This window comes from Gammaproteobacteria bacterium (genome assembly GCA_041395445.1).
In the GTDB taxonomy this organism is placed as follows: Bacteria; Pseudomonadota; Gammaproteobacteria; order Xanthomonadales; family Marinicellaceae; genus NORP309.
This window is the reverse complement of sequence record JAWLAO010000004.1, coordinates 182174-203606: the sequence shown is the minus strand read 5'-3', so window position 1 is coordinate 203606 and position 21433 is coordinate 182174. Positions and strand designations below refer to the sequence as shown.

The following is a 21433-nucleotide window of genomic DNA, read 5'->3' as shown; positions in this document are numbered from 1 at the left end:
GTATTCATTACAGGCTTTTTTATTTCAGCTCAATTTCCACGCCGGAAACCGAATCCTCGCTTGCCAGCAAAAGATAGTAGCCATTACCGATAGCTAACAAACTCACTTGCGCCGTTATACTTTTAGAGTTATCAATTGTCTTTTCAACAAATCCTTTGAGTTGCCACTTGGAAATATCATCAGACTTTCTATCCGGATGACTAATAAATAATTTCGCCATATTCCAAAAATTGATGTCCACAGGGTTATATATCTTCAAAACACCTTCATCTACCTTGATTGTTGCATTGACTTTAATTTGTTTGTGCTGATAACTGATATTATCGGTTTTTGCCAAGGGTAAACGAAATCTTCCGGATATTTTCTCGATTTGAATGTTTCCCTTGATAGAAGATTGTCCATTAATTGAAAAGTGAGTTGACATAGATTTATGTACACCCATCGCTTTACCGTCAGAATAATCCGGCAATTTCTCAACAAAGTTGTTGTTTTTCAGATAGGACTGCATCAGGTAATCAGCTTCATCAGTATGTTCGCTCGCAAATGCTGATACAGATAAAACGCTAAGGAGTAAAGTTTTATAAAACATTTTTATTCAGTTAATTTGATTCATATAATTATAAACAAACTTAATGTCCTTTAACTGACACACAGATCTATTTTTATCATTTAAGATAAGAATTGTCCGAAGTTTTAAGTTCTTTAATTCAAATTTATATGATAAAAAAACAAAACATGTCATGAATTCTTAACCAAACCGCCATATTTTTGAAACATTATCACTCTAAAATCCTCATCAGTAGAAAAAGAGGTATAAAAGATGAGAACCTTAAATTGGCTGCATAAATGGGACGTGATTTGTATTCATAAATTATTAGACGCATCAATACATTCAAAATTACTTCCTGTAAGCCGATGGATATCAAAATCCGGTGATGGTTGGCTGTACGCTTTGTTTGGACTATCGTCGTTAATTTTCACAAAAGGCGAATCTAGTTATTTTTGGGCTTTAGCTTTGGGGTTTGCGATTGAACGACCTCTTTACTATATTTTAAAAAATACTCTCAAAAGGAATCGACCATATAGAGTAGCAAATGTACCTCATTATATTGAACCAAGCGATGCTTTCAGCTTTCCTTCCGGTCATACATCTTCCGCTTTTCTTTTCTCAATGATTTCATCCTTATTTATCCCAGTGTTAACCATACCTTTACTCCTTTGGTCAGCATTAATTGGGTTATCAAGAATTGTGCTTGGAGTGCATTTTCCCACAGATATTCTTGTCGGCGTTTTAATGGGATACAGCATTTCAAAATTCACAATAATTTGGATGGGATTAATATGAAAATCTTATATGGTGTTCAAGGAACAGGGAATGGTCATATCAGCCGCGCTCGAGCAATGCAAAAAGAGTTTGCAAAAACAGATATTGAAGTCGATTGGCTTTTTTCGGGTCGTGATAAAGACAAGTATTTTTGTATGAAAGATTTTAAAAACTCCGACTATAGAAAAGGCCTGACTTTTCATGTTGAGAATGGAAAAGTGAACTATTTTAAGACTGCACTTGAACTTGATTTAAAGCAATTCAAAAAAGATATTAAAAGCATTAATATCAACAATTATGATTTGATAATTACCGATTTTGAACCAATTACTGCCTGGGTCGGAAAAAAAACAGATATTCCTGTCATTGGTCTGGGACACCAATATGTTTTCAATTTCTCAATTCCGCAGAAAAAAGGAGATATCTTTTCACGATTTGTACTCAATAAGTTTGCACCCGTGAAAAGCTATTTGGCATTACATTGGCATCATTTTAATCAAAATATTTTGCCTCCGATTATTGAAACACATACACACAAATCAAACATTGTTATTGAAAATAAAGTGTTGGTTTATTTACCTTTTGAAAACCAACACCAAGTACTTAGAAGCTTAGCACCGCTCAAGAGTTTTAATTTCACTGTTTATGCTCCGAAACCAATTAATTCCTTTGCAAAGAATGTTAATTTCAAACCACTATCAAGAGATGGCTTTCTTTGTGATTTATACAATTGTGACGCAGTTCTTGCAAATGCTGGCTTTGAGTTGAGTTCAGAAGTGATTAGTTTAGGAAAACGATTACTGGTTCGACCATTAGATGGACAGGTTGAACAACACTCCAATGCTATCGCTTTGGAAGCATTGAAATATGGAAAAACTATCAAAGCGTTGAATTCTCGATATATCAATAACGAATTGGATTTAGCGGAACGAGTTCAGGTCAATTATCCCAATGTTGCTGAGTACATTGTGAAATGGATAAAAAATGGTATGCTTCAAAGAGATGAAAATTGGTATTCAAACATTTGGCAAGGAGTCGAAGTCAAACGAGAGTTCAGCAATAATCAATTCGGAAGTTTAGTGTATAACTGAATCACTCACTACAAACAAACCAAAACTCTGACTGCATTCATCTGAATCTGTAATTGTTCCAGAGTTTTGAGTGTTTTTTGTTTTTGTTGCTGTAAATACTCAATTTCGCTTTCTCTGACATTCGGATTTCGTTTCGCAAGTGTTTGCAACCTTTCGATTTCTTTATTGAGAACAGATTCTGCTTTTTCCTGAGCTTGTTTAATGTATTCCGGTTGAAGTTTCTCAATCTTAGTTTCGATTGCAGAGATGACTTTTTTAATCTCTGTTTGCTTCATTTTCACAACTTGTAAAGCGATATTCAGAGGAACTGAAGAGTGATTGTTTTGAATTGCAGGAATTGTTAGAGCTTTACTTCGGTCAATGAGTTTTTCATCAGCAACAATCCTTATGGAATCGGTTGGCAAGTATCTTGATATTTGCAAATGACTCTCTGCCGGAGTACTGAAATTAAATAATGATTCTACAATGATTGTTGAAGGTGGCAAGCCAGTGTTTGACAAAGAAATCAAACAGGCGTTACCTTTTTCTTCCGTTGCTATCATCTCCATAGATTCTACAACCATCGGATGTTCCCATGTCAAATAATGCAAGGTTTCATCTGCTAATGCTGTTTCTCTGTCAAAAGTGACACTCATGCCATCTTCTATCAATGCCGGAAAATAGCCTTTTAAAGATTCTCCAGGCTTGATAAATTCAACATTTCGTCTTAATTCTTCATAATCAACACCATAACGATCAAAAATCCGATGCATAAAACGCAAGCACGAGGTGTCTTCTGATGCTAATGCCTGTTCATGCATTTCATCAGCAACAAACGGACGGCAGGAGTTATATTCAAGCAAGCGATCACGACCTTTGTTAAATTCCTGATTCAGGTTTTTGTTCATTTCCTTGGTTTCCTGAATCAAGTCATCCATTTCACAATCTTCAGTTTTCAAACACGAAAGCAGCTTCTCTTTTTGTTTACGGAAAATACTATGAGCTGCCGGATTAACACTTTCAAAAATATTAAGACCTTTGTTATACCAGTGAAATAACTTCTCCATTGCTGTATCCATCAGATATGGAACATGAATATGAATAATATTTTCCTGACCAATACGATCAAGACGACCGATTCGTTGTTCCAGCAAGTCTGGATTTAAAGGTAAATCAAAGAAAATTAAATGATGTGCAAACTGAAAGTTTCTGCCTTCTGAGCCAATTTCCGAACATAGCATGATTTGACTGCCTTTTTCTTCATCAGCAAACCAGGCTGCAGAGCGATCTCGCTCAATCAAGGACATATCCTCATGGAACACAGCAGCATGAATACCAAACTTCTCTCTGAGACTATCAGCAATGTCTAAAACAGTTTGTTTGTGTGCAGCAATCAGCAGAAATTTCTTATGCTTTAATGAAAAAAGTTGCTCAGCCAACCATGGCATTCTGGAGTCCAATTTCGTCCAATTGGGGAAGTTATCAATTCTTTCCGGTGTCAGTTGTAGAGAAATGTCTTTATCAAAAGCCTTTTCATAACAATTATTCAAAGCATAATGATGAAGTTTCCTTTTTGGAAAGCCTTTGATAGCCGTTCTTGTATTTCGAAACAAAAGTCTGCCTGTTCCGTGCTGATCGAGTAACTTCTCGACCAATTGCAGTTTGGATTCTTGCTTTTGAGCCTCATCCAAATTCTCTTCAAAGATATCCTGCACCAATTGGATGTCAGCATCATCTGTAAAAACCTTTGCAGTATTTTTTGCCCCGGTTTTAGTCATTGGCTTTTTGGATCTGAGTACGTCAATGGCATTGACGATGCTTTGATAGTTTTCTTCCCCTTGAACAAACTCTTCAAAGTTAGAAAAGCGATTGGAGTCCAATAAACGAAGTCTGGCAAAGTGGCTTTCTTTGCCCATTTGTTCCGGAGTGGCTGTCAGTAAAAGCACTCCTTTGATGGTGTTTGCCAATTTTTCGACTAAATGGTATTCATCGCTGACGTTATCAATCGACCATTTGATATGGTGAGCTTCATCAACAACCAGCAAATCCCATTGAGTTTGAATCAATTGCTCAGCACGTTTTGCATTTTTTAGCAAAAATTGCATAGGAATTATTGCCAATTGACTGTTTTCAAAAGGAGTCTCAAATTCAGAAGATTCTTCAATTCCCAAACATTGCTCTTCATCATAAACACTAAAATGCAGATTGAAACGTCTCAGCATTTCTACCATCCATTGGTGTGTCAAACTTTCAGGGACAATTACAACAACTCTTTTGGCACGATTTTTGAGTAATTGCTGGTGAATGATTAACCCGGCTTCAATTGTTTTACCCAAACCAACTTCATCGGCTAGCAAAACTCTTGGTGAAAATCTCTTTGCTACTTCTTGTGCGATATACAATTGATGTTTGAGAAGCGATGTTCTGCAACCCAATAAACCATAAAGCGGATTTTTTTGAAATTCGTTAATTTTTGAAATGGCCAACTGGCGAAGATTGAACCATTTATTGGAGTCCAAATGCCCAGAAAGTAATCGTTCCGATGGACGATCTAATTTAATTGAATCAGCGATTTCAGTTTCAGGGAGAAGAACATCATTACATTTTTCATCAATACCTTGGTAAATAACTAACCCATTAAACTCTTTCACGTCCTCAACGGTTAATGTCCAGCCGTCTCTGGAAGGGATTTTGTCGCCTTTTTCGAAGATGATTCGGGTGATTGGTGCGTTGTCTTTGGCATAGACACGAGCTTCATTCGCTGCCTGAAAAACAAGTTTGACCATTCTGTGATTGATTTGCTCTACACTTCCTAAACCCAGTTCTTGCTCGGTTTGACTGATAAATCTTTGTCCAACAGTAAAATCAAATTGTTCTGTCATGCGGTAATGTCGAATGATGAAAATGAAATGCTAATGATAGCGAAAAAAAGTTTTGATGCCAGTTTTTGAGGCGAGAAAAACAAATAAATTGAATATCCGATTATTGCGGATAAAATGATAACATGACTTCCAAAAAATTACTCCAATCTCCTGTTGATTTAACATTCAAAACCTTTGCCGGTTTTTTTGCATTTGGCTTTGGCTCGGGTTTGTCGCCATTCGCTCCCGGAACATTCGGAACACTCGCCGCCATTCCGCTTTACTATCTGTTGGTTCAATTTAGTTTACCTTTATATTTGTGGCTGGTTTTTATTGCATTTATTGTTGGCATCAAACTTTGTGATGTCACCGGTGGACGATTGGGAGTTCATGATTATGGCGGAATTGTCTGGGATGAATTTGTCGGTTTTTGGATAACCATGTGCCTGGTTTCCTTTAGCTGGCAGAATGTTCTGGTTGGATTTGTGCTTTTCCGTTTTTTCGATATTGTTAAGCCTTATCCAATCAAAATGTTGGACTCAAAAGTTTCCGGTGGTTTCGGAGTCATGATTGACGATGTGGTTGCGGGAATTTATGCGATGATATTGTTGTTTGTTGCTGATAAATATTTGCCGCAGTATTTTTAATCCGATACACCGATCTGGAAATACTGAAATCCTTGTTGTTGCATTTTTGATTTTTCAAACTGATTGCGACCATCGAAAAACATATTGGAATTCAGCATTGAGCGTATTTTTGCGAAATCGGGGCTGCGGAATTCAAGCCATTCGGTCACAAGAATCAATGCTTCGGAATTTTCTAATGCCGCATATTTTTCCTGAAAATAGGTCACATTTTGATTGTTTTTGAGATAATGATTTTTTGCCTCATCAACGGCTTTGGGGTCGTATGCCTGAATTTTAGCGCCACGTTTTGTCAGTTCGTTGATAATGGTGATTGATGAGGCTTCACGCATATCATCGGTTCCGGGTTTAAATGCCAATCCCCAGACACTAAATATTTTACCGTTTAAATCTTCACCAAATTGCTTAATCACTTTATCAGAAATGATGTGTTTTTGGGTTTCATTGACTGATTCTACTGCATTCAATATTTGCGGTATGTAGCCATTATCGGCAGCTGTTTTTGCCAAAGCTTTAACATCTTTAGGGAAACAACTTCCGCCATATCCACAACCGGGATAAATAAAACTGTAGCCAATACGGGAATCACTTCCAATTCCATTTCTAACTTTATTAACATCAGCTCCGACCAGCTCACAGATATTGGCAATTTCATTCATGAAAGAAATTTTTGTAGCCAACATGGAATTGGCTGCATATTTAGTCATTTCCGCACTTTTAATGTCCATGCTGATAAAACGGTCGTGGTTTTTCATGAAAGGTGAGTATAACTCATGCATGATGCTCATTGACTTTTCATTGTCAGCACCAACCACGACTCTATCCGGATACATAAAATCATCAATAGCAGCTCCTTCCTTCAAAAATTCCGGATTACTTACAACATCAAAGTCGATATCTATATTTCTGACTTTTAATTCAGCAGTTATGGTTTCCCGAACTTTATCTGCCGTACCAACGGGTACGGTTGATTTATCAACGATGACTGCATAGTTTGAAAGATATTTACCAATACTTTTTGCCACAGAAATGACATACTGTAAATCAGCACTTCCATCTTGGCCGGTTGGTGTTCCCACGGCAATAAAAATAACCTGACAATCTTCTAGAGCATTTTGCAAGTCCGTTGAGAAGAAGATGTTTTTCTTCTTCATATTATCAACAATCATTCGTTCCAATCCGGGTTCATAAATTGGAATGATTCCCTGATTCAGTTTTTCAATTTTCTCTGAATCAATGTCAATACATGTAACTGTATTGCCCATTTGAGCAAAACAAGCACCACTAACCAAGCCGACATAACCAGAACCAATAACTGTTAATTTCATAGTTTTTTAAATTTTTAATCCTAAAAAAACAAAGGGCAATCGACCAATGGACGTTGCCCTTTTTCGAACCTGCATGAAACTATTTAATGAATGTCTTTGAAATAGTTTTTCTTCAATAAATAAGCCATGAATGTAAAGATAACCAAGAACAATAACACCCACGGAGCATAAGCCATACGAATCAATTGAGCTGGTTCAGCAGTGTATGCCAGAAAATTGACTACATCTCTGACTGTCTCATTAAATTCTTCATCAGACATTGTGCCTTGAGATAGCTTTGTAAACTCTTTGAATGAGTGTGTAACAACGCCATCAGCGGTGGTATGCTCTTCAAAATGAGCTTCTTGTACACCTTGCTCTTTCCAGAATACATTCGGCATCGAAGCACCAACAAATAAAGTATTGTTCCAACCCGAAGGCCTGGTTGGATCCTTATAGAAGCTCTTTAGATAGGTATAAATCCAATCAACACCTCTGGCCTTGGCTATGACTGTCAAGTCCGGTGGAGCTTTTCCAAACCATTTTTCAGCATCAGCGGCAGACATATTATTTGTGATATGATCTGTAAACTTTGCACCTGTGAAAATTAAATTTTCCTCAACTTCTTCTTTTGTCAAACCTAAGTCCTGAGCCATACGACTATAACGTTGATATTGTAAAGAGTGACAACTCGAACAGTAGCTCATATAGTATTTAGCACCGTTAATTAACGACTCTTTTGAACGAATATTTGCTTGAGCTTGCTCAAGATGTTCGGAACCTCCTGAGGCAAAAGTATTGACAAAAGGTAATAATAACAATATTAAAATTAATCTTTTCATTAGTGTGTCAACCTCTCTGGAATTGGTTTATGTTTTTCGTTCTTGCTGTAGAAATACAGGAATGGGAAGTAAGCAAAGTAAACTACTGTGCAAACAATTGCCATGTATTTTTGAACTGTACTACCTGACTGCATCCCTAACCAGCCAAGAATGACAAATGCGGTTACGAATGAGAATAATGCAATCTTGAATGGTAATAATCTGTAGCGAATGGATTTCACTTCACTTCGATCCAACCATGGCAATGTAAAAAGTAGAATAATTGCTGTAAACATTAAAATCATACCACCAAGCGGATTCGGTACTGCTTTCAGAATTGCGTAGAAAGGTGTGAAGTACCAAACCGGTTTGATGTGAGCCGGAGTTACGCCCGGATCAGCCGGAGTGTAGTTATCATGTTCAAGGAATAAACCACCCATATCCGGTTTAACAAAAACGATAAACAAGAATATTAACAAGAACATCCCTACGCCAAAAATATCTTTTACGGTGTAGTAAGGATGGAAAGGAATGCCGTCTTTTGGAATACCGTTCTCATCTTTGTTCTTTTTGATTTCAACGCCATCAGGATTATTTGAGCCAACAGTATGCAATGCAGCGAGGTGAAGTACAACCAAAGCTAGCAAGACGATTGGCACTGCCACAACGTGCAATGCGAAGAAACGATTCAATGTCGCATCGGAAACAATGTAATCACCACGAATCCACTCAAGAAGCGTATCCCCAACACCAGGTATCACACCAAATAATTGAGTAATTACTTTAGCACCCCAGTATGACATATTCCCCCAAGGCAGAACATAACCCATGAAAGCTTCTGCCATAAGAGCAACATAAATCACCATGCCGAAAACCCAAATGAGTTCTCTTGGTTTTTTATAGGAACCGTACATTAAACCACGGAACATGTGTAAATATACCACAATAAAGAAAGCTGAAGCACCAGTTGTATGCAAATATCTGATGAGCCAGCCCCATGGAACATCACGCATGATGTATTCCACAGCACCAAATGCTTGTTCAGCATCCGGTTTATAATGCATAGTTAACCAAATTCCGGTAAGAAGCTGATTAACCAATACCAGCATGGCTAATGAACCGAAGAAATACCAGAAATTAAAATTCTTAGGTGCATAATATTCTGATACATGTTCTTTCCACATTTTAGAAACGGGTAAGCGATAATCCATCCAGTCAAGGAATCTTGCACCCATGCCTTTTGAAGTTTTAGTTTTGCTCATTATGCCTCTCCCTCAATTTTTTCAACACCAACAATCAGTCTGTTTTCATCAAGAAAAGCATAAGGAGGAATAACCAAATTAGTTCCTGCCGGAGATCCACTGAATACCCTGCCGGAGATGTCAAATCTGGAGTTATGGCAAGGGCAATAGAAGCCACCTTTCCATTGACTATCAAATGCTTGAGGGACTATTTCAGGATAGAATTTTGGTGAACAACCCAAATGCGTACAAATTCCAACCATAACCAAAAGTTCTTCTTTTCTGGAACGGTGAAGATTTTTTGCATACTCAGGTTGAATGCTGTTTTCGGAATCCGGATCTTTTAATCGATCTGCAAGACCGGGAAGTGTGTTTAACAATGTCTTATCGCGTTTAACGATAAAAATTGGCTGACCTCTCCACATAACCTGCATTTTTTGGCCCATTTCCAGTTTGGAAAAATCCGCCTCAACAGGTCCACCTGCTGATTTTGCCCTTTCACTGGGAAGCCAGGACTTGATAAAAGGAACCGCAGCGAAAGCAGCACCCACCACTCCCACAACAGAAGTGCCAATAAGCAGATTTCTGCGACTTTCATTGACTTTATCAGTCATTATTACTCACTCCTACTTTTTTATTTGAATTTAACCCGCAAATTTTACTCTAAAATTAACTCATTTAACACATAAAGATGTATTCAATTATTCTAATATAGACAAATTTTAGATTTAACCTTGAATTAACAAAGAAAATGCATACTTACAGTTAATTGCCAATCCGATTTTTTATGAAAGACATTAAGTCAGCAGCCAAATTTATTTTTCAGTCAATTCTTGTAGGGTTGGCACTCGGTTTTTTAATTGTCTTTTTTAAACCTGAGTTATTAAATAACAATAACTCTGCATCTGTTAACCCAACATTAACCCCGACCAGTTACGCTCCGGCTGTCAATAAAATTGCTCCATCAGTTGTTAGTATTTATGCACAGAGTGAAAGAGAGGTTGATTTAAATCCTGCAATGAAAAGACTGATGGGATACAGTTCACTCGTTCCACAATCAATCACTCAGCAATATTTGGGCTCAGGCGTGATAATGACCGCAGATGGTTATATTGTTACCAATTATCATGTGATTAATAATGCTACGAAAATCATTGTATCCCTTTGGGATGACACATTGCTTGAAGGCAGTGTGATTGGCTCTGACATTGATACAGACATTGCGGTTTTGAAAATCGAAGCTCTCAATCTTTCACCGGCAAGATTTGCGGACTCCGATCAAACTCAAACCGGGGATATCGTCATGGCTGTTGGAAGTCCTTATGGTTTAAGCCAGAGTGTATCGTTAGGGATAATCAGTGCGAAAGGACGAAGTGGTATCGATGTCAGTACTATTGAAAACTTTATCCAAACGGATGCTGCAATTAACGAAGGAAATTCCGGAGGTGCTCTTATTAATACCAATGGAGAAGTTGTTGGTATTAGTACAGCCACTTTCAATCAAAATGGTGCTCAGGGAATCAACTTTGCAATTCCTTCTAATGCAACACGTCTAATTATTAAGGAAATTGTCAAAAATGGTAAGGTTTTAAGAGGCTGGATTGGCGTCGCCTTGTACAATCCGCAACGATATTATCGTTCACGCATCATCAAACCTGAAAAAGGTGTTTTGGTTTATGGAGTATACAGAGATTCGCCTGCTCTGGAAGTAGGGTTAAAACAAGGAGATATTCTCACTCATGTTAATGAGGAGGAAATCAAGAATGAAAAACACTACAAAGAGCTTATTGCTCAATCGAAACCCGGACAAATTCTAACAATTAAAGGTTATAGTCAGGGACAGCCTTTTGAAAAACAAATTCAGACAGTTGAACGCTTGCCTGAAATTCGCTAAGAAAATAATTTTCAACTTTCAAGTCAACCATTGTAAGATAAATTCGTTTAGTTAGCATGCCATCAATTATGCTAATATAACTGAATGAAATGATAACAACAGCGATTGCAACTTCAAAGACTCAACCAATGGATAACACATTGCAACTGAATCAATTTTTTGTTGAAAACGAAAAGAAAGCCTATGTGATTGCCAACATGTCTTTGAAAAACCCTGATGATGCATTGGATGTGGTACAGGATGTGATGATTAAATTTGTCGAAAAATACCGCAAAAAAGATTTTTCAGACTGGGCATCACTGTTTTATCGGATGTTACACAATCGCATTACTGACTTTCATCGCAAGAATACTCAAAGAAAGTCACTATTCAGTTTTTTTCATAATGAGGAAGAAGATAACGTCATTGACCAAGCTGTCGAGGACAATGAAATTCCTATATTACAAAAACTGGATTATCAACAACAGATGCAGTCACTACAAAATACATTAAATAATTTACCAACTCGCCAACTTCAGGCATTTATTTGCAGGATATGGGAAGGTTTGAGTGTCGAAGACACAGCTAAATCAATGAAATGTTCGCAAGGAAGTGTAAAAACGCACTTGTTCCGTGCTTTACAACAAATCAGAACACAAATCGAATTTAATGAGGATTCTTACAATGGATAAAAAATTAAACCAACTAACTGATGAAATCATTAATACAGAAACTAAAAACTTAGATTCTCACATTTCTGACAATCTGAGGGAGTCCAGACAAAAAGCCCTTACACAAAAAACTCGTTTTTTTGATTTATCCCGATTTTGGCTGATGCCGGTTACAGCAATGGCAGCTCTTGCAGCTTATATTATTTTGCCTTTGTTGCTTAGTAACAGTGTTCCGTTACAGATTAATGATCAACAAGCTCTCAGCATTGTGCAAGAGATGGATATGATTGACCAAATGGAACTGGTTGAAGATTTAGAATTTTACGAGTGGTTAAGCTCAGAAGATGACTTATCCACTATCTAACCGATTGAATATGAAAATGAAATTTTACAATTACAAATTAGCTATCATTTTATCACTTTGCAGCTTATCCGCTTTCTCTCAACCTCAATGGAAAGAATTAAGTGACGAACAACAAAAACTTTTATTACCCTTTGAAAGCAGTTGGAATGAGCTGGATGATGAAACCAAGAAGAAACTGGTCGCAAATACCGATAAATGGATTGCTATGAGTCCTGTTGAGAAAAAGGAATCCGAGCAAAAACTTAACCGCTTTAAGAACCTTCCACCCGAAGAAAGGGAAAAATTAAAAAAACGCATGGAAAGAATCAAAAACCTACCACCGGAACAAAGACAGCGTTTAAAGCAGGCTCATGAAAAGTTTAAGGATTTACCTCCGGAACGCAGAGAAAATTTGCGCAACAGATTTCAGCAGATGCCTCCGGAACAACGTAAAAAAGCATTCAAACGCTTTCAAAATCAACAACAAAGAAAAGAATTCGTCAATCAATTCGATATCGAAAAAAGAAAGCCAATTATCGAAATGATGCAAAGTTTACAACCTGAACAAAGGAAAAAACTCAGAGCACACATGAAGGACATGAATCCTAAACAAAGGCACGATTTAACCCTCAAGTTGTTGGAAATGAATTCGGATAAAAGAGCAAAATTTGTCGAAGGGCTCTAGACCATTCTGAAAAGAACGGATAAGATTATCAGCTTATTTATTAAGCTGAATAATATAGGTCGATGTACCAAATCAATCCAAAAGTTTTAAAAACGCCTGTCGAAGATGGCAAAATTTTACTGCTGGAACCCAAAACCGGTATGTATTATGAGTTGGATGAAACCTCCTGTCATATTTTTCAGTTGCTTTCCCAAGGCGAAACATCTGAAAGCATTGTTCAGAAGCTGGTTGAAAATTATGATGTTTCAAACCATCAAGCTGAGGAAGACTACCAACTATTCTTACAGCAGTTAATTGAAAAGAATATTGTTTTCGAGGGTTAGACGTAAAACTTGACGCAATAAAAAAGCCACCAAATTGGTGGCTTTTAATTTTACTTCCTGAGAAATTAAATTATTCTTTAACTTCAATCAATTCCACATCAAAAATCAATGTGCTGTTTGGTCCGATTGGGCTGCCTGGGCGAGCATCAGAACCATAAGCCATTTCAGGTGGAATGTAGAAACGATATTTTGAACCGGCATTCATCAATTGCAGACCTTCTGTCCAGCCTTTTATGACTTGATTCAAAGCAAAAGTAGCTGGTTGGCCTCTTTTCACAGAGCTGTCGAATTCAGTTCCATCAATTAAAGTACCTGTATAATGAACCACAACAGTTGAGTTCGCGGAACTTGGTTTTGCACCATCACCTTGTTCAACAACTTCATAAAGCATGCCTGATTCTGTACTCATAACGCCTTTTTCTTTGGCTTTTTTGTCCATAAATGCTTTGCCTAATTCCAGGTTTTTGACTTTGTCTTCTTCCAGCTTTGCCATCATTTCAGCACGTTGTTTCTCAGCAGCAGCTCTTTGCTCTTCTTGAAGAGCTTTACGAATTTCAGCAATCTGCTCTGCATTTAATTGCAAATCTCCACCGGCAATAGCATCTTTAACACCGGCAACAAAAGAGTCAGTATCAAACTCCATACCACTTTTCTTGATATAGGCTCCAACGTCAGAACCAATCATGTAATTTCTTTTTTGTAAGTCAGAATCCAAATCAGCTGCAAAAGTAGCTGAAGTCATCAAAACAGTTCCTGCCAATAAACTTGTTACAGTTTTTCTCATATAAATTTCTCCATTTGGAAACGTAAATAAATTTTGTTCGGTAAGGTAAGGCTTGAAGCCAATGATTTCAAGTAAATCACTGAAATGACATTAAATTTACATAAAAATGAAACCCTTACAATCTCCTATTGTCATATTTTTTAATTCATGCGAATATCAAGTCTTGTTTTATGACAGATTGAGATATATTATCAAATCATGCAGTTAGTCAGAATGTTTGAGAAAAAGTTCAAAGAGAAAATTATGAGAAACAAATTAAATCAAAGTGTTTTATTACTATTAGCTTTCATCGTTTGCGGAGTTTCCTTTGCAAAACCCGTAGCTGTTGATTTAAAACCTGAGCCTTATCAAAAAGAAACCAGTCGCTGGTTAGTTCGTTTGCTGGAGCAACTACACTACAAACCGATAAAACTCGATGATGATTTTTCACAAAAAATACTCGACAACTATATTGAAATTCTTGATCCAAACAAAGTGTATTTTTATGCACAAGATATTGCAGAATTTAATAAATACAAATTAGATGTTGATGATGCCATCAAATCCGGTGATGTGGAACTCGCTTTTAAAATCTTCACTCTTTATGTTCAAAGAATTCAGGAAAGAACCGAGTATGCTGTCAAACTCCTTGAAAAAGGTTTCGATTTTACTGTTGATGAAGACTATATCTGGAATCGTGAGGATGAAGATCGAATCACTAATGAAAAAGACATGGATGAGTTATGGAGAAAAAGAGTTAAAAATGATTATCTGAATCTGAAGCTCGCCGGAAAAGAGGATGATGATATTAAAGAAACTCTGAAAAAAAGATATGAACAAATCGACAAAAGGGTCTCCGACTCCAATAATGAAGATGTCTTTCAGATATTTATGAATTCGTATGCCAATTTGATTGAACCACATACATCATATTTAGCTCCCAGAACATCAGAAAATTTCAAGATAAACATGAGTTTGACACTACAAGGCATTGGAGCTTTGTTAGGAATAAAAGATGAACATGTCACCATCATGAAAATCATTAAAGGTGGCCCTGCGGAAAAGCAAGGTGAACTGAAAAGCGGTGATCGAATTGTTGCTGTCGGACAAGGAGAAAGCGGGAGTTTTATTGATGTTGTTGGTTGGAGAACTGATGATGTGGTGGAAAAGATTCGCGGTGAAAAAGGAACGGTTGTCAGATTATCTGTCATTGGAGAAGATGAAAGCCTCGATGCAAAGCCACATATCATCGCGATTGTTCGTGACAAAGTAAAACTGGAAGAACAAGCAGCTCAGTATCAAATTTTAGAAGTCGATTCAGATGCCCAGAATCATAAAATTGGAGTTATAAACTTGCCTGCTTTTTATCTCGATTTTGATGCAAAAGCTGACGGCGAAGATGATTTTCGAAGCACTACCAAAGACGTTAAGAAAATTCTTTCCAAACTTGAGAAAGAAAATGTTGAAGCATTAATCATGGATTTGCGTGACAATGGTGGTGGTTCATTAACTGAAGCGAGAGACTTGACAGGATTGTTTATCGAGCAAGGGCCGGTGGTTCAAATTAAAAATTCTCGGGGAAACATCTCGGTTGATCGGGATATGGATAAATCGGTGGTATGGGATAAGCCGGTTATTGTTCTGATTAATCGTGCTTCTGCATCTGCGTCAGAGATTTTTGCGGCGGCGTTGCAAGATTATGGCAGAGCTGTTGTTGTCGGAGAAAGAAGTTTCGGCAAAGGTACAGTCCAAAGTTTGATTCCTTTGCAAAATTACGCCAGTAGTAGCAATGAACATCCAATGGGACAACTGAAACTGACATTATCTCAATTTTTCCGGATTAATGGCGGAAGCACACAAAATCGTGGAGTAATTCCTGATATTCAATTTCCTGACAGAGCCGGTACCGACAGCTATGGTGAAAGCGAATACGAAAATGCTTTACCATGGACGAGTATTAAACGCTCAAATTATGATATGTCCGGAGACTTAACACAAATTATTCCTGTTTTGAGAAAACAGTACGAGCAAAGAGAGGAACTAAACCCTGAGTTCACTTTTATTAAAGAAGATTATGACTATTACAATGAGCTCAAGGAAGACATCACTGTTTCCTTATCTGAAAGTAAACGAAAACAGGAAAATGACGAGCAAGAAGATAAAAAGAAACAACGTAAACAACAAAGAGAAGAAATCCTTAAAGGTAGCCTTGATCCTGCGATTACCTTAGTCAAGGTTCTGTATAATTCTGAAGATGATGTGAAAGGTGAAACCATTGATCTCAGCGATGAAGAAACCGAGTCTGAGAATAATTCAGAGCCTGACGGAGACTTTATCCTTAAAGAAGCAGCCAGAATTATTTCAGACATGCTGGAATTGGAAAAAAGCAAATTAATAGCTGAAAACTCACAAAAACCATCAGAGCTTGGCAGCAATAACTAGGGTTTAATAATGAAAATTTTTATTATTCTGGTATTGCTTTTTATTATTTATAATCTCGGTCTGGCGATGTTTTATCTGATAAAGGAAAAAGGCAGGGGAACAAATACTGTGCGTTTTCTCACTGTTAGAATTGCAGTTAGTTTCGCTTTATTCATGTTTATCATTTTTGCCATGTATATGGGATGGATACAACCGCATTCATTGTCGAGAGTTCACCCTTAAATAAAAGTAATTATTACCAATCAAAATCTTCGGATTGTAGCTTGTTATTTATAAAATTCCTTATTTGGTAAGCATCATGCAACTCCAAGTAGGGAATTTTTACATGGTGTAACAGCAAATTGGAACCGGCAGTATCAATCTCAAGCGTTGCCATTTTGTTTCTACGATCAAACGGTGATTCATGAATCATAATAGTTTGGATTTTTTTAATTTTCACAAAACTTTGTTTACCAAACCAAACTCCGCTTTTGAAACAAATGATGTCACCATCAAAATAATACCCTGTTTTTTTGACAAAGTTTTTTGCATAGACAAATGCCAAAGGTAAAGTTAATGGAAAAACAAACCAAATATAATTTCTGATTGAAAAATAAGGAAGGTTATCTAAAGTTAGCAAAACAACCAATATCAAAACACTGAGATAAATTCCTTTTTTAAAGACTCTTTTCCATGCACGATGTGGTAAAGATTGCCAATCAACTAAACCAATTTTGATTTTTGGCTCGACTTTTCTGATAAATGATGCCACATCGACTTTTTTAATAATCGGAGCCAGCCAGCGCATGACAATTCCGCTTTTATCGGTATTCACTCCACCCGCTGTTTCTATGGTGATAGTTCTGGCATTAAAAAACTTATGTAACGGATTTTCGCTGATGCGATAAAGTTGAATTTTTTTCAACGGAATCGTAGCAGATACTTTTGATAACAAGCCCATATTCGCTTGCAAACGATCCGTTTGTTTTTCAATCTGAAATTGGTAAAACTTCATTAATGCCCAAAGTACGGACATCAATTGTAAAAATACAAACATTACCAAGCCGATGACAGACACATAAATCACACCTTCTGCAAAAGTGATTTTAGTAAAATCAGGAATAGTAAAAAACAAATCCAGATAGGTCATCAGTTTCATCATAAAGATTTGATTCTGTGCCAAAAAACCAAAAATCAAAGCCCCGTAAACCATTCCTTTCTGCGAAATAATTCCAAATTTGATGACGTCTTTGGTCGAAACTTTAAGCAGATAATCCGCTTGACTTGTTTGCTTATCTTCTGCCTCTTCATTCTGAGTTTCGTCAATAACTCCACCGGAATTGGAATTGGCTGTTTTGACCCGTCGTTTCAATTCCTCAACAACGTCAAGCCCGACAACTCGCATGACAGCTTCGGGTTTGCCGCCGGATGCAGACTCCAGTTGTAATGTTGAAACTTTCAGAATTCTTTGCAAAGGATTTTGCACCACATTGACGTTTTGTATGCGGGTATAAGGTACTTTTCGATGTTGCTTAAAAAAAACACCTTCTTTGATTTCTATTTTGTCGGTTTCCAACCAATAATGATAAAACCAGTATTGTAGAAGCGAAAATGCGGAAATAACGACTGCGAATGCAATGATAATATGATTCGCTGAGTTGACTTTGCTATAGGTGTAAAGCCCCAATGCCAACGGAACAATTGACTTCCAGATTACATGAATCAAAATAAATAACGGCGAAAACTTGTGAAGTCTATTTCCGCAGGACAAGTTCTCTTTGGATTTGTTCATACAGCATCATTGCTTTCATCAAAAGAAAGCGATTCTCGTAAATCTTCAGCATCTTCCCGAAATACCCCGACCAGTTTAACCGAAGCATTTCGTGTCCCTGCGGTATGAATCACAAGTTCAGCTAAATCGAATTGACGATCTAAAGGACCTTGAGCTATGTCGGTATGCTGAACTCGGTTTCTGGGAATAACAATTTTTTTACGCCATAAAACACCATGATTGATATAAAGTCCTTGATGATCCATGGCATAGCTATAGCGATTGTATGCCGCCTTTTGATACCAAAACAGAAAAAAATAAAGCACCCAAACACCTATCAGAGTTTTGCCGATATCAGCAAAATCGGTCTCACTGAAAAACCCTACAACTAATAATACGATTGTTACCAGAAAAAAGATAATCGTGAGTAATAGTCTGTTCATAGTCAGATATTCAGACTCTTGTTGTTTGTATTTTAAATCCTTCATTATCTCGAAATTAATAGAAAAGTTGTCACCAAAAAATTTTAAAGGACGTATGTATCTTATGTAAACAAAAAATATAGGAAATATAAAATGACGTATAAAAAAGCTAGTGATACCAAGCTGCTGATTTTTCTTATTGTGTTTTCCCTCATCAGTCAGGTTGCTTTTGCACAGTATGAAATTAGAAAGCATACCATCAATAGTGGTGGTGGCGTCATGAGTGGTGGAACTTATGAGGTCAATGGCAGTTTTGGACAAGTCGATGTCAATAATAAACAAACAGGTGGCAACTACACTCTGCAAAGCGGTTATTGGCACGAAAACAATGATTTAATTTTTAAAAATGGAGTGGAGTAACTCCGGAGATATATGATGAAAAATATTTTAATAATACTTTTAACATTTGGACTTGGGCTAGCAATGAATGTATCTGCTCAAATGGACAATTCATTCACTTATCAGGGTGAGCTACTGGATAACGGTTCTCCTGCCAATGACACTTATGACTTTCAAGTTGTAATGCTGGATGGAAATGCCGGCCAAGTCGGTGTAACTTCACAACATAACGGTGTTCAGGTGGCCAACGGTCTGTTTTCTCTGAATGTGAGTTTTGGCATTGCTATGTTTGATGGTTATGAAAACTACTATTTTGAGGTAAGTGTTCGTAAAACCTCAGTTGGTGGTGCTTACACAACATTAAGCCCACTTCAACAGCTGCAATCCGTTCCACTTGCCAGTAATTTGGTTAATGGAAATGCTACCGCAGGGCAAGTATTAACTTTTAACGGCTTTCAATGGGGACCTGCAACAAATCCTAGTTCCCCATGGAGTGTAAATGGAAGTGAAATTTACACCAATGAAAATGTTGGTATAGGTACAAATAACCCTGTCCCAAGATTGCATGTTTCAACAACGAGCGGTTTTGAAACTGCAAGGTTTAACGGCGGCTCAAATATGTATGTGATATTTTCAGAAAACGATGTTTTCCGTGGATACATTGGCTCCTATCAAACTCCATCCGGTAGTATTACAGATGCTGATTTTGAAGTGGGAACAACCTCAGGCTCATCGGGCAATCTTCTATTAGTTACCGGAGACAATACTCCAAGAGTGACTGTTGATGCTGATGGACTTGTAGGTGTAGGTACCACAAACCCCGATGCCAAATTACAAGTTGACGGAAATAGTGCTACTGACCCCTACCTTTTCAGGGTTCGTGATGTTGGCAGCACTAAACTTGTGGTTGATAATAATGGAGGTACTGCAATTGGTTCTTTTGTAACACCGCCATCAAATGGTCTTTCTGTTGCAGGCGATGTTAAGCAACCTTCATCAAGTAATGGCATGATGAAGTATATGGTTGAAGCCAGATGCAATGGTGCCAGCTCCTCAATCACTAAGTTTTATAATGGAGTGAGTACTGGCTCGGTAACTTCAGTTTCTACAACAGGCACAGGTATTTGTCGAATTCGTTTTCCTGAAAGCCTAAGTAGCAGATATTTTCAGGTATCCCCAGTCTCAGCTTATACGGTTTCAGCTAATTGCCATAACTCAACCGGTGGTAATGTAGACTTATTCTGTTTTGTATTTAACACTAATACAGGGGTAGGAGTTGACGAAAACATAATGATTCTTGTTTATTAATTCATTCTCAGAAATACTTTAGAAAAATCAGAAAATGAAAATAACATTAATAATTTTAATATTAGGATGTAGTCTTTTTACCAAAATTGCTGCTCAAATTCCTATGAGTTCATCATTTACATATCAGGGTGAATTGCGTGATGGGGGCAGCCCTGCTAATGATAACTATGATTTTCAGATTGCTCTGTTAAACAGCCAGGGGCAACAGGTCGGTGCCATTTCTGAACATATTAACATTACAGTTGAAGAAGGGCTGTTTTCAGTGAATGTGAATTTTGGAATAGATGCTTTTGATGGGATACAAAATTATTATATTGAAGTAAGTGTGAGAAAAACTTCCAATGGTGGTGTTTATACACCATTAAACCCACTACAAAGATTGCGTGCAGTACCACTTGCTACAAATCTTACCAATGGAAATGCCACTCCCGGACAGGTTCTTACATTCAATGGTTCTCAATGGTCACCAGCTGATATTCCTGCTTCTCCGTGGGTTGAAAATATAGGTGAGGTTTTTTATAACGGCAGTATGTTTATAGGCGGAAGTGCTTTCATTAATGAATCCTTTACAGTAAGTGGTCTTAGCCGGCTGTTAGGGGTGACTCATTTCACACAAAATACAGCACAACCAACAGCATACAACGGACAATTAAAGTACATGGCAAATTTTTGGTGCGGGAATGGAAGCACAACAGTAAATCGTTTTTATAACGGAACATTTTCAGCAGGGAATATTTCAGTTACAGGGGGGCCAACATCCGGTTCGTGCGAGGTTGTGTTTCCGGATAACATAAACAACAGATACTGGAATGCAAGTGCTGACTCAAATCTCGCAAGGGGAGTCAACTGTTCCATTGGTGCTACGAATAACAAACTATCATGTATCAGATACAAGATATCTGATGGTGCTGATGCCAGTGGCAACATCAACATACTGATTTACTAAATTAATAGTATCCCGCGACTATGTATCAGTGGTGTTTGACTCATTCAAACACCCTGCTACATTTCTAAATTCATTCAAGCTACATACTTCGGCAACAAATAAAACTTTGGGTATTATGCCTATAAAATGGGGTAAGACATGTATTTTACTCATTAATATTTCTTTCGATAGGATTATCTAATCTCTAGTTGTAATCATCCTTTCACAATCAACAAACATTATGATACTGTTACTAGAAAG

Annotated in this window: 22 protein-coding genes; 13 read left to right on the top strand and 9 right to left on the bottom strand. The window is 37.3% G+C overall.

What is annotated here, in order from left to right:
- Positions 1 to 19: 19 nt before the first annotated feature.
- Positions 20 to 589 carry a hypothetical protein gene (locus R3F25_08945; protein MEZ5496944.1) on the bottom strand — a complete coding sequence of 190 codons (570 nt, stop codon included), beginning with the start codon at positions 587 to 589 and terminating at the stop codon, positions 20 to 22.
- A 231-nt stretch (positions 590 to 820) separates the two neighbouring features.
- Between R3F25_08945 and R3F25_08940 the strand changes: the two genes are divergently transcribed.
- Positions 821 to 1345 (top strand): phosphatase PAP2 family protein, encoded by a 525-nt coding sequence (locus R3F25_08940; protein MEZ5496943.1) that lies wholly within the window; start codon positions 821 to 823, stop codon positions 1343 to 1345.
- Positions 1342 to 2415 carry a glycosyltransferase family protein gene (locus R3F25_08935; protein MEZ5496942.1) on the top strand — a complete coding sequence of 358 codons (1074 nt, stop codon included), beginning with the start codon at positions 1342 to 1344 and terminating at the stop codon, positions 2413 to 2415. The genes R3F25_08940 and R3F25_08935 overlap by 4 nt, the downstream gene beginning before the upstream one ends.
- 8 nt (positions 2416 to 2423) lie before the next feature.
- On the opposite strand, the gene rapA is transcribed toward R3F25_08935, so the two are convergent.
- Entirely contained in the window at positions 2424 to 5276 is a 2853-nt protein-coding gene (gene rapA / locus R3F25_08930) for an RNA polymerase-associated protein RapA (GenBank protein ID MEZ5496941.1), read from the bottom strand.
- Between the two features lie 122 nt (positions 5277 to 5398).
- Here rapA and R3F25_08925 point away from each other — a divergent pair, with 122 nt between their 5' ends.
- On the top strand, positions 5399 to 5902 hold the full coding sequence (locus tag R3F25_08925) for a phosphatidylglycerophosphatase A (protein ID MEZ5496940.1): 504 nt from the start codon (positions 5399 to 5401) through the stop codon (positions 5900 to 5902).
- Here the strand turns inward: R3F25_08925 and R3F25_08920 are convergent.
- The 4 genes from R3F25_08920 to petA form a co-directional block, all read right to left on the bottom strand.
- Positions 5899 to 7227 (bottom strand): UDP-glucose/GDP-mannose dehydrogenase family protein, encoded by a 1329-nt coding sequence (locus tag R3F25_08920; GenBank protein ID MEZ5496939.1) that lies wholly within the window; start codon positions 7225 to 7227, stop codon positions 5899 to 5901. The two genes, R3F25_08925 and R3F25_08920, sit on opposite strands and share 4 nt — an antisense overlap.
- Positions 7228 to 7310: 83 nt before the next feature.
- Positions 7311 to 8048, bottom strand: coding sequence for a cytochrome c1 (locus R3F25_08915; GenBank protein ID MEZ5496938.1), 738 nt, complete (start codon positions 8046 to 8048; stop codon positions 7311 to 7313).
- Complete coding sequence (locus R3F25_08910; protein ID MEZ5496937.1) at positions 8048 to 9262, bottom strand: cytochrome bc complex cytochrome b subunit; 1215 nt, start codon at positions 9260 to 9262, stop codon at positions 8048 to 8050. Before R3F25_08910 ends, R3F25_08915 begins: the two co-directional genes overlap by 1 nt.
- 26 nt (positions 9263 to 9288) lie before the next feature.
- Positions 9289 to 9882: a ubiquinol-cytochrome c reductase iron-sulfur subunit gene (gene petA, locus R3F25_08905; GenBank protein ID MEZ5496936.1), complete on the bottom strand. Its 594-nt coding sequence runs from the start codon at positions 9880 to 9882 to the stop codon at positions 9289 to 9291.
- A 173-nt stretch (positions 9883 to 10055) separates the two neighbouring features.
- On the opposite strand from petA, the gene R3F25_08900 reads away from it, so the two are divergent.
- The 5 genes from R3F25_08900 to R3F25_08880 all read left to right on the top strand — a co-directional run bounded on the left by R3F25_08900 (position 10056) and on the right by R3F25_08880 (position 13163).
- The gene (locus R3F25_08900) at positions 10056 to 11162 is read left to right on the top strand and encodes a trypsin-like peptidase domain-containing protein (GenBank protein MEZ5496935.1); all 1107 of its coding nucleotides are present in this window, start codon (positions 10056 to 10058) and stop codon (positions 11160 to 11162) included.
- Between the two features lie 89 nt (positions 11163 to 11251).
- Complete coding sequence (locus R3F25_08895; protein MEZ5496934.1) at positions 11252 to 11833, top strand: RNA polymerase sigma factor; 582 nt, start codon at positions 11252 to 11254, stop codon at positions 11831 to 11833.
- Positions 11826 to 12176 carry a hypothetical protein gene (locus R3F25_08890; GenBank protein ID MEZ5496933.1) on the top strand — a complete coding sequence of 117 codons (351 nt, stop codon included), beginning with the start codon at positions 11826 to 11828 and terminating at the stop codon, positions 12174 to 12176. Before R3F25_08895 ends, R3F25_08890 begins: the two co-directional genes overlap by 8 nt.
- 16 nt (positions 12177 to 12192) lie before the next feature.
- Positions 12193 to 12840: a DUF3106 domain-containing protein gene (locus R3F25_08885; GenBank protein ID MEZ5496932.1), complete on the top strand. Its 648-nt coding sequence runs from the start codon at positions 12193 to 12195 to the stop codon at positions 12838 to 12840.
- Positions 12841 to 12902: 62 nt separating this feature from the next.
- The gene (locus R3F25_08880; GenBank protein MEZ5496931.1) at positions 12903 to 13163 is read left to right on the top strand and encodes a PqqD family protein; all 261 of its coding nucleotides are present in this window, start codon (positions 12903 to 12905) and stop codon (positions 13161 to 13163) included.
- Between the two features lie 70 nt (positions 13164 to 13233).
- On the opposite strand, the gene R3F25_08875 is transcribed toward R3F25_08880, so the two are convergent.
- Positions 13234 to 13947 (bottom strand): FKBP-type peptidyl-prolyl cis-trans isomerase, encoded by a 714-nt coding sequence (locus tag R3F25_08875; protein MEZ5496930.1) that lies wholly within the window; start codon positions 13945 to 13947, stop codon positions 13234 to 13236.
- A 243-nt stretch (positions 13948 to 14190) separates the two neighbouring features.
- Here R3F25_08875 and R3F25_08870 point away from each other — a divergent pair, with 243 nt between their 5' ends.
- Together R3F25_08870 and R3F25_08865 are read left to right on the top strand one after the other, a co-directional pair.
- The gene (locus R3F25_08870) at positions 14191 to 16368 is read left to right on the top strand and encodes a carboxy terminal-processing peptidase (GenBank protein MEZ5496929.1); all 2178 of its coding nucleotides are present in this window, start codon (positions 14191 to 14193) and stop codon (positions 16366 to 16368) included.
- 9 nt (positions 16369 to 16377) lie between these two features.
- Positions 16378 to 16590, top strand: a complete 213-nt coding sequence (locus tag R3F25_08865) for a twin transmembrane helix small protein (protein MEZ5496928.1) — start codon at positions 16378 to 16380, stop codon at positions 16588 to 16590.
- 13 nt (positions 16591 to 16603) lie between these two features.
- Here the strand turns inward: R3F25_08865 and R3F25_08860 are convergent, their stop codons facing one another.
- Together R3F25_08860 and R3F25_08855 are read right to left on the bottom strand one after the other, a co-directional pair.
- Positions 16604 to 18139 (bottom strand): PH domain-containing protein, encoded by a 1536-nt coding sequence (locus R3F25_08860; protein MEZ5496927.1) that lies wholly within the window; start codon positions 18137 to 18139, stop codon positions 16604 to 16606.
- Positions 18136 to 18606, bottom strand: a complete 471-nt coding sequence (locus R3F25_08855; protein ID MEZ5496926.1) for a PH domain-containing protein — start codon at positions 18604 to 18606, stop codon at positions 18136 to 18138. The genes R3F25_08860 and R3F25_08855 overlap by 4 nt, the downstream gene beginning before the upstream one ends.
- Before the next feature lie 87 nt (positions 18607 to 18693).
- On the opposite strand from R3F25_08855, the gene R3F25_08850 reads away from it, so the two are divergent.
- From R3F25_08850 to R3F25_08840, 3 genes are all read left to right on the top strand, one after another.
- A complete protein-coding gene (locus tag R3F25_08850) occupies positions 18694 to 18960 on the top strand; it encodes a hypothetical protein (GenBank protein MEZ5496925.1) in 267 nt (88 codons plus the stop codon).
- 63 nt (positions 18961 to 19023) lie between these two features.
- Positions 19024 to 20247 carry a hypothetical protein gene (locus R3F25_08845; GenBank protein ID MEZ5496924.1) on the top strand — a complete coding sequence of 408 codons (1224 nt, stop codon included), beginning with the start codon at positions 19024 to 19026 and terminating at the stop codon, positions 20245 to 20247.
- 34 nt (positions 20248 to 20281) lie between these two features.
- Entirely contained in the window at positions 20282 to 21193 is a 912-nt protein-coding gene (locus tag R3F25_08840; protein ID MEZ5496923.1) for a hypothetical protein, read from the top strand.
- Positions 21194 to 21433: the final 240 nt, after the last annotated feature.

Coding starts and splice junctions, on each gene's coding strand:
- R3F25_08855 (MEZ5496926.1), bottom strand. CDS start 18,606: ATGAAGGATTTAAAATACAAACAACAAGAGTCTGAATATCTGACTATG.
- R3F25_08860 (MEZ5496927.1), bottom strand. CDS start 18,139: ATGAACAAATCCAAAGAGAACTTGTCCTGCGGAAATAGACTTCACAAG.
- rapA (MEZ5496941.1), bottom strand. CDS start 5,276: ATGACAGAACAATTTGATTTTACTGTTGGACAAAGATTTATCAGTCAA.
- R3F25_08925 (MEZ5496940.1), top strand. CDS start 5,399: ATGACTTCCAAAAAATTACTCCAATCTCCTGTTGATTTAACATTCAAA.
- petA (MEZ5496936.1), bottom strand. CDS start 9,882: ATGACTGATAAAGTCAATGAAAGTCGCAGAAATCTGCTTATTGGCACT.
- R3F25_08940 (MEZ5496943.1), top strand. CDS start 821: ATGAGAACCTTAAATTGGCTGCATAAATGGGACGTGATTTGTATTCAT.
- R3F25_08920 (MEZ5496939.1), bottom strand. CDS start 7,227: ATGAAATTAACAGTTATTGGTTCTGGTTATGTCGGCTTGGTTAGTGGT.
- R3F25_08910 (MEZ5496937.1), bottom strand. CDS start 9,262: ATGGGTGCAAGATTCCTTGACTGGATGGATTATCGCTTACCCGTTTCT.
- R3F25_08870 (MEZ5496929.1), top strand. CDS start 14,191: ATGAGAAACAAATTAAATCAAAGTGTTTTATTACTATTAGCTTTCATC.
- R3F25_08850 (MEZ5496925.1), top strand. CDS start 18,694: ATGACGTATAAAAAAGCTAGTGATACCAAGCTGCTGATTTTTCTTATT.
- R3F25_08875 (MEZ5496930.1), bottom strand. CDS start 13,947: ATGAGAAAAACTGTAACAAGTTTATTGGCAGGAACTGTTTTGATGACT.
- R3F25_08845 (MEZ5496924.1), top strand. CDS start 19,024: ATGAATGTATCTGCTCAAATGGACAATTCATTCACTTATCAGGGTGAG.
- R3F25_08885 (MEZ5496932.1), top strand. CDS start 12,193: ATGAAATTTTACAATTACAAATTAGCTATCATTTTATCACTTTGCAGC.
- R3F25_08880 (MEZ5496931.1), top strand. CDS start 12,903: ATGTACCAAATCAATCCAAAAGTTTTAAAAACGCCTGTCGAAGATGGC.
- R3F25_08840 (MEZ5496923.1), top strand. CDS start 20,282: ATGAAAATAACATTAATAATTTTAATATTAGGATGTAGTCTTTTTACC.
- R3F25_08915 (MEZ5496938.1), bottom strand. CDS start 8,048: ATGAAAAGATTAATTTTAATATTGTTATTATTACCTTTTGTCAATACT.
- R3F25_08935 (MEZ5496942.1), top strand. CDS start 1,342: ATGAAAATCTTATATGGTGTTCAAGGAACAGGGAATGGTCATATCAGC.
- R3F25_08895 (MEZ5496934.1), top strand. CDS start 11,252: ATGATAACAACAGCGATTGCAACTTCAAAGACTCAACCAATGGATAAC.
- R3F25_08945 (MEZ5496944.1), bottom strand. CDS start 589: ATGTTTTATAAAACTTTACTCCTTAGCGTTTTATCTGTATCAGCATTT.
- R3F25_08865 (MEZ5496928.1), top strand. CDS start 16,378: ATGAAAATTTTTATTATTCTGGTATTGCTTTTTATTATTTATAATCTC.
- R3F25_08900 (MEZ5496935.1), top strand. CDS start 10,056: ATGAAAGACATTAAGTCAGCAGCCAAATTTATTTTTCAGTCAATTCTT.
- R3F25_08890 (MEZ5496933.1), top strand. CDS start 11,826: ATGGATAAAAAATTAAACCAACTAACTGATGAAATCATTAATACAGAA.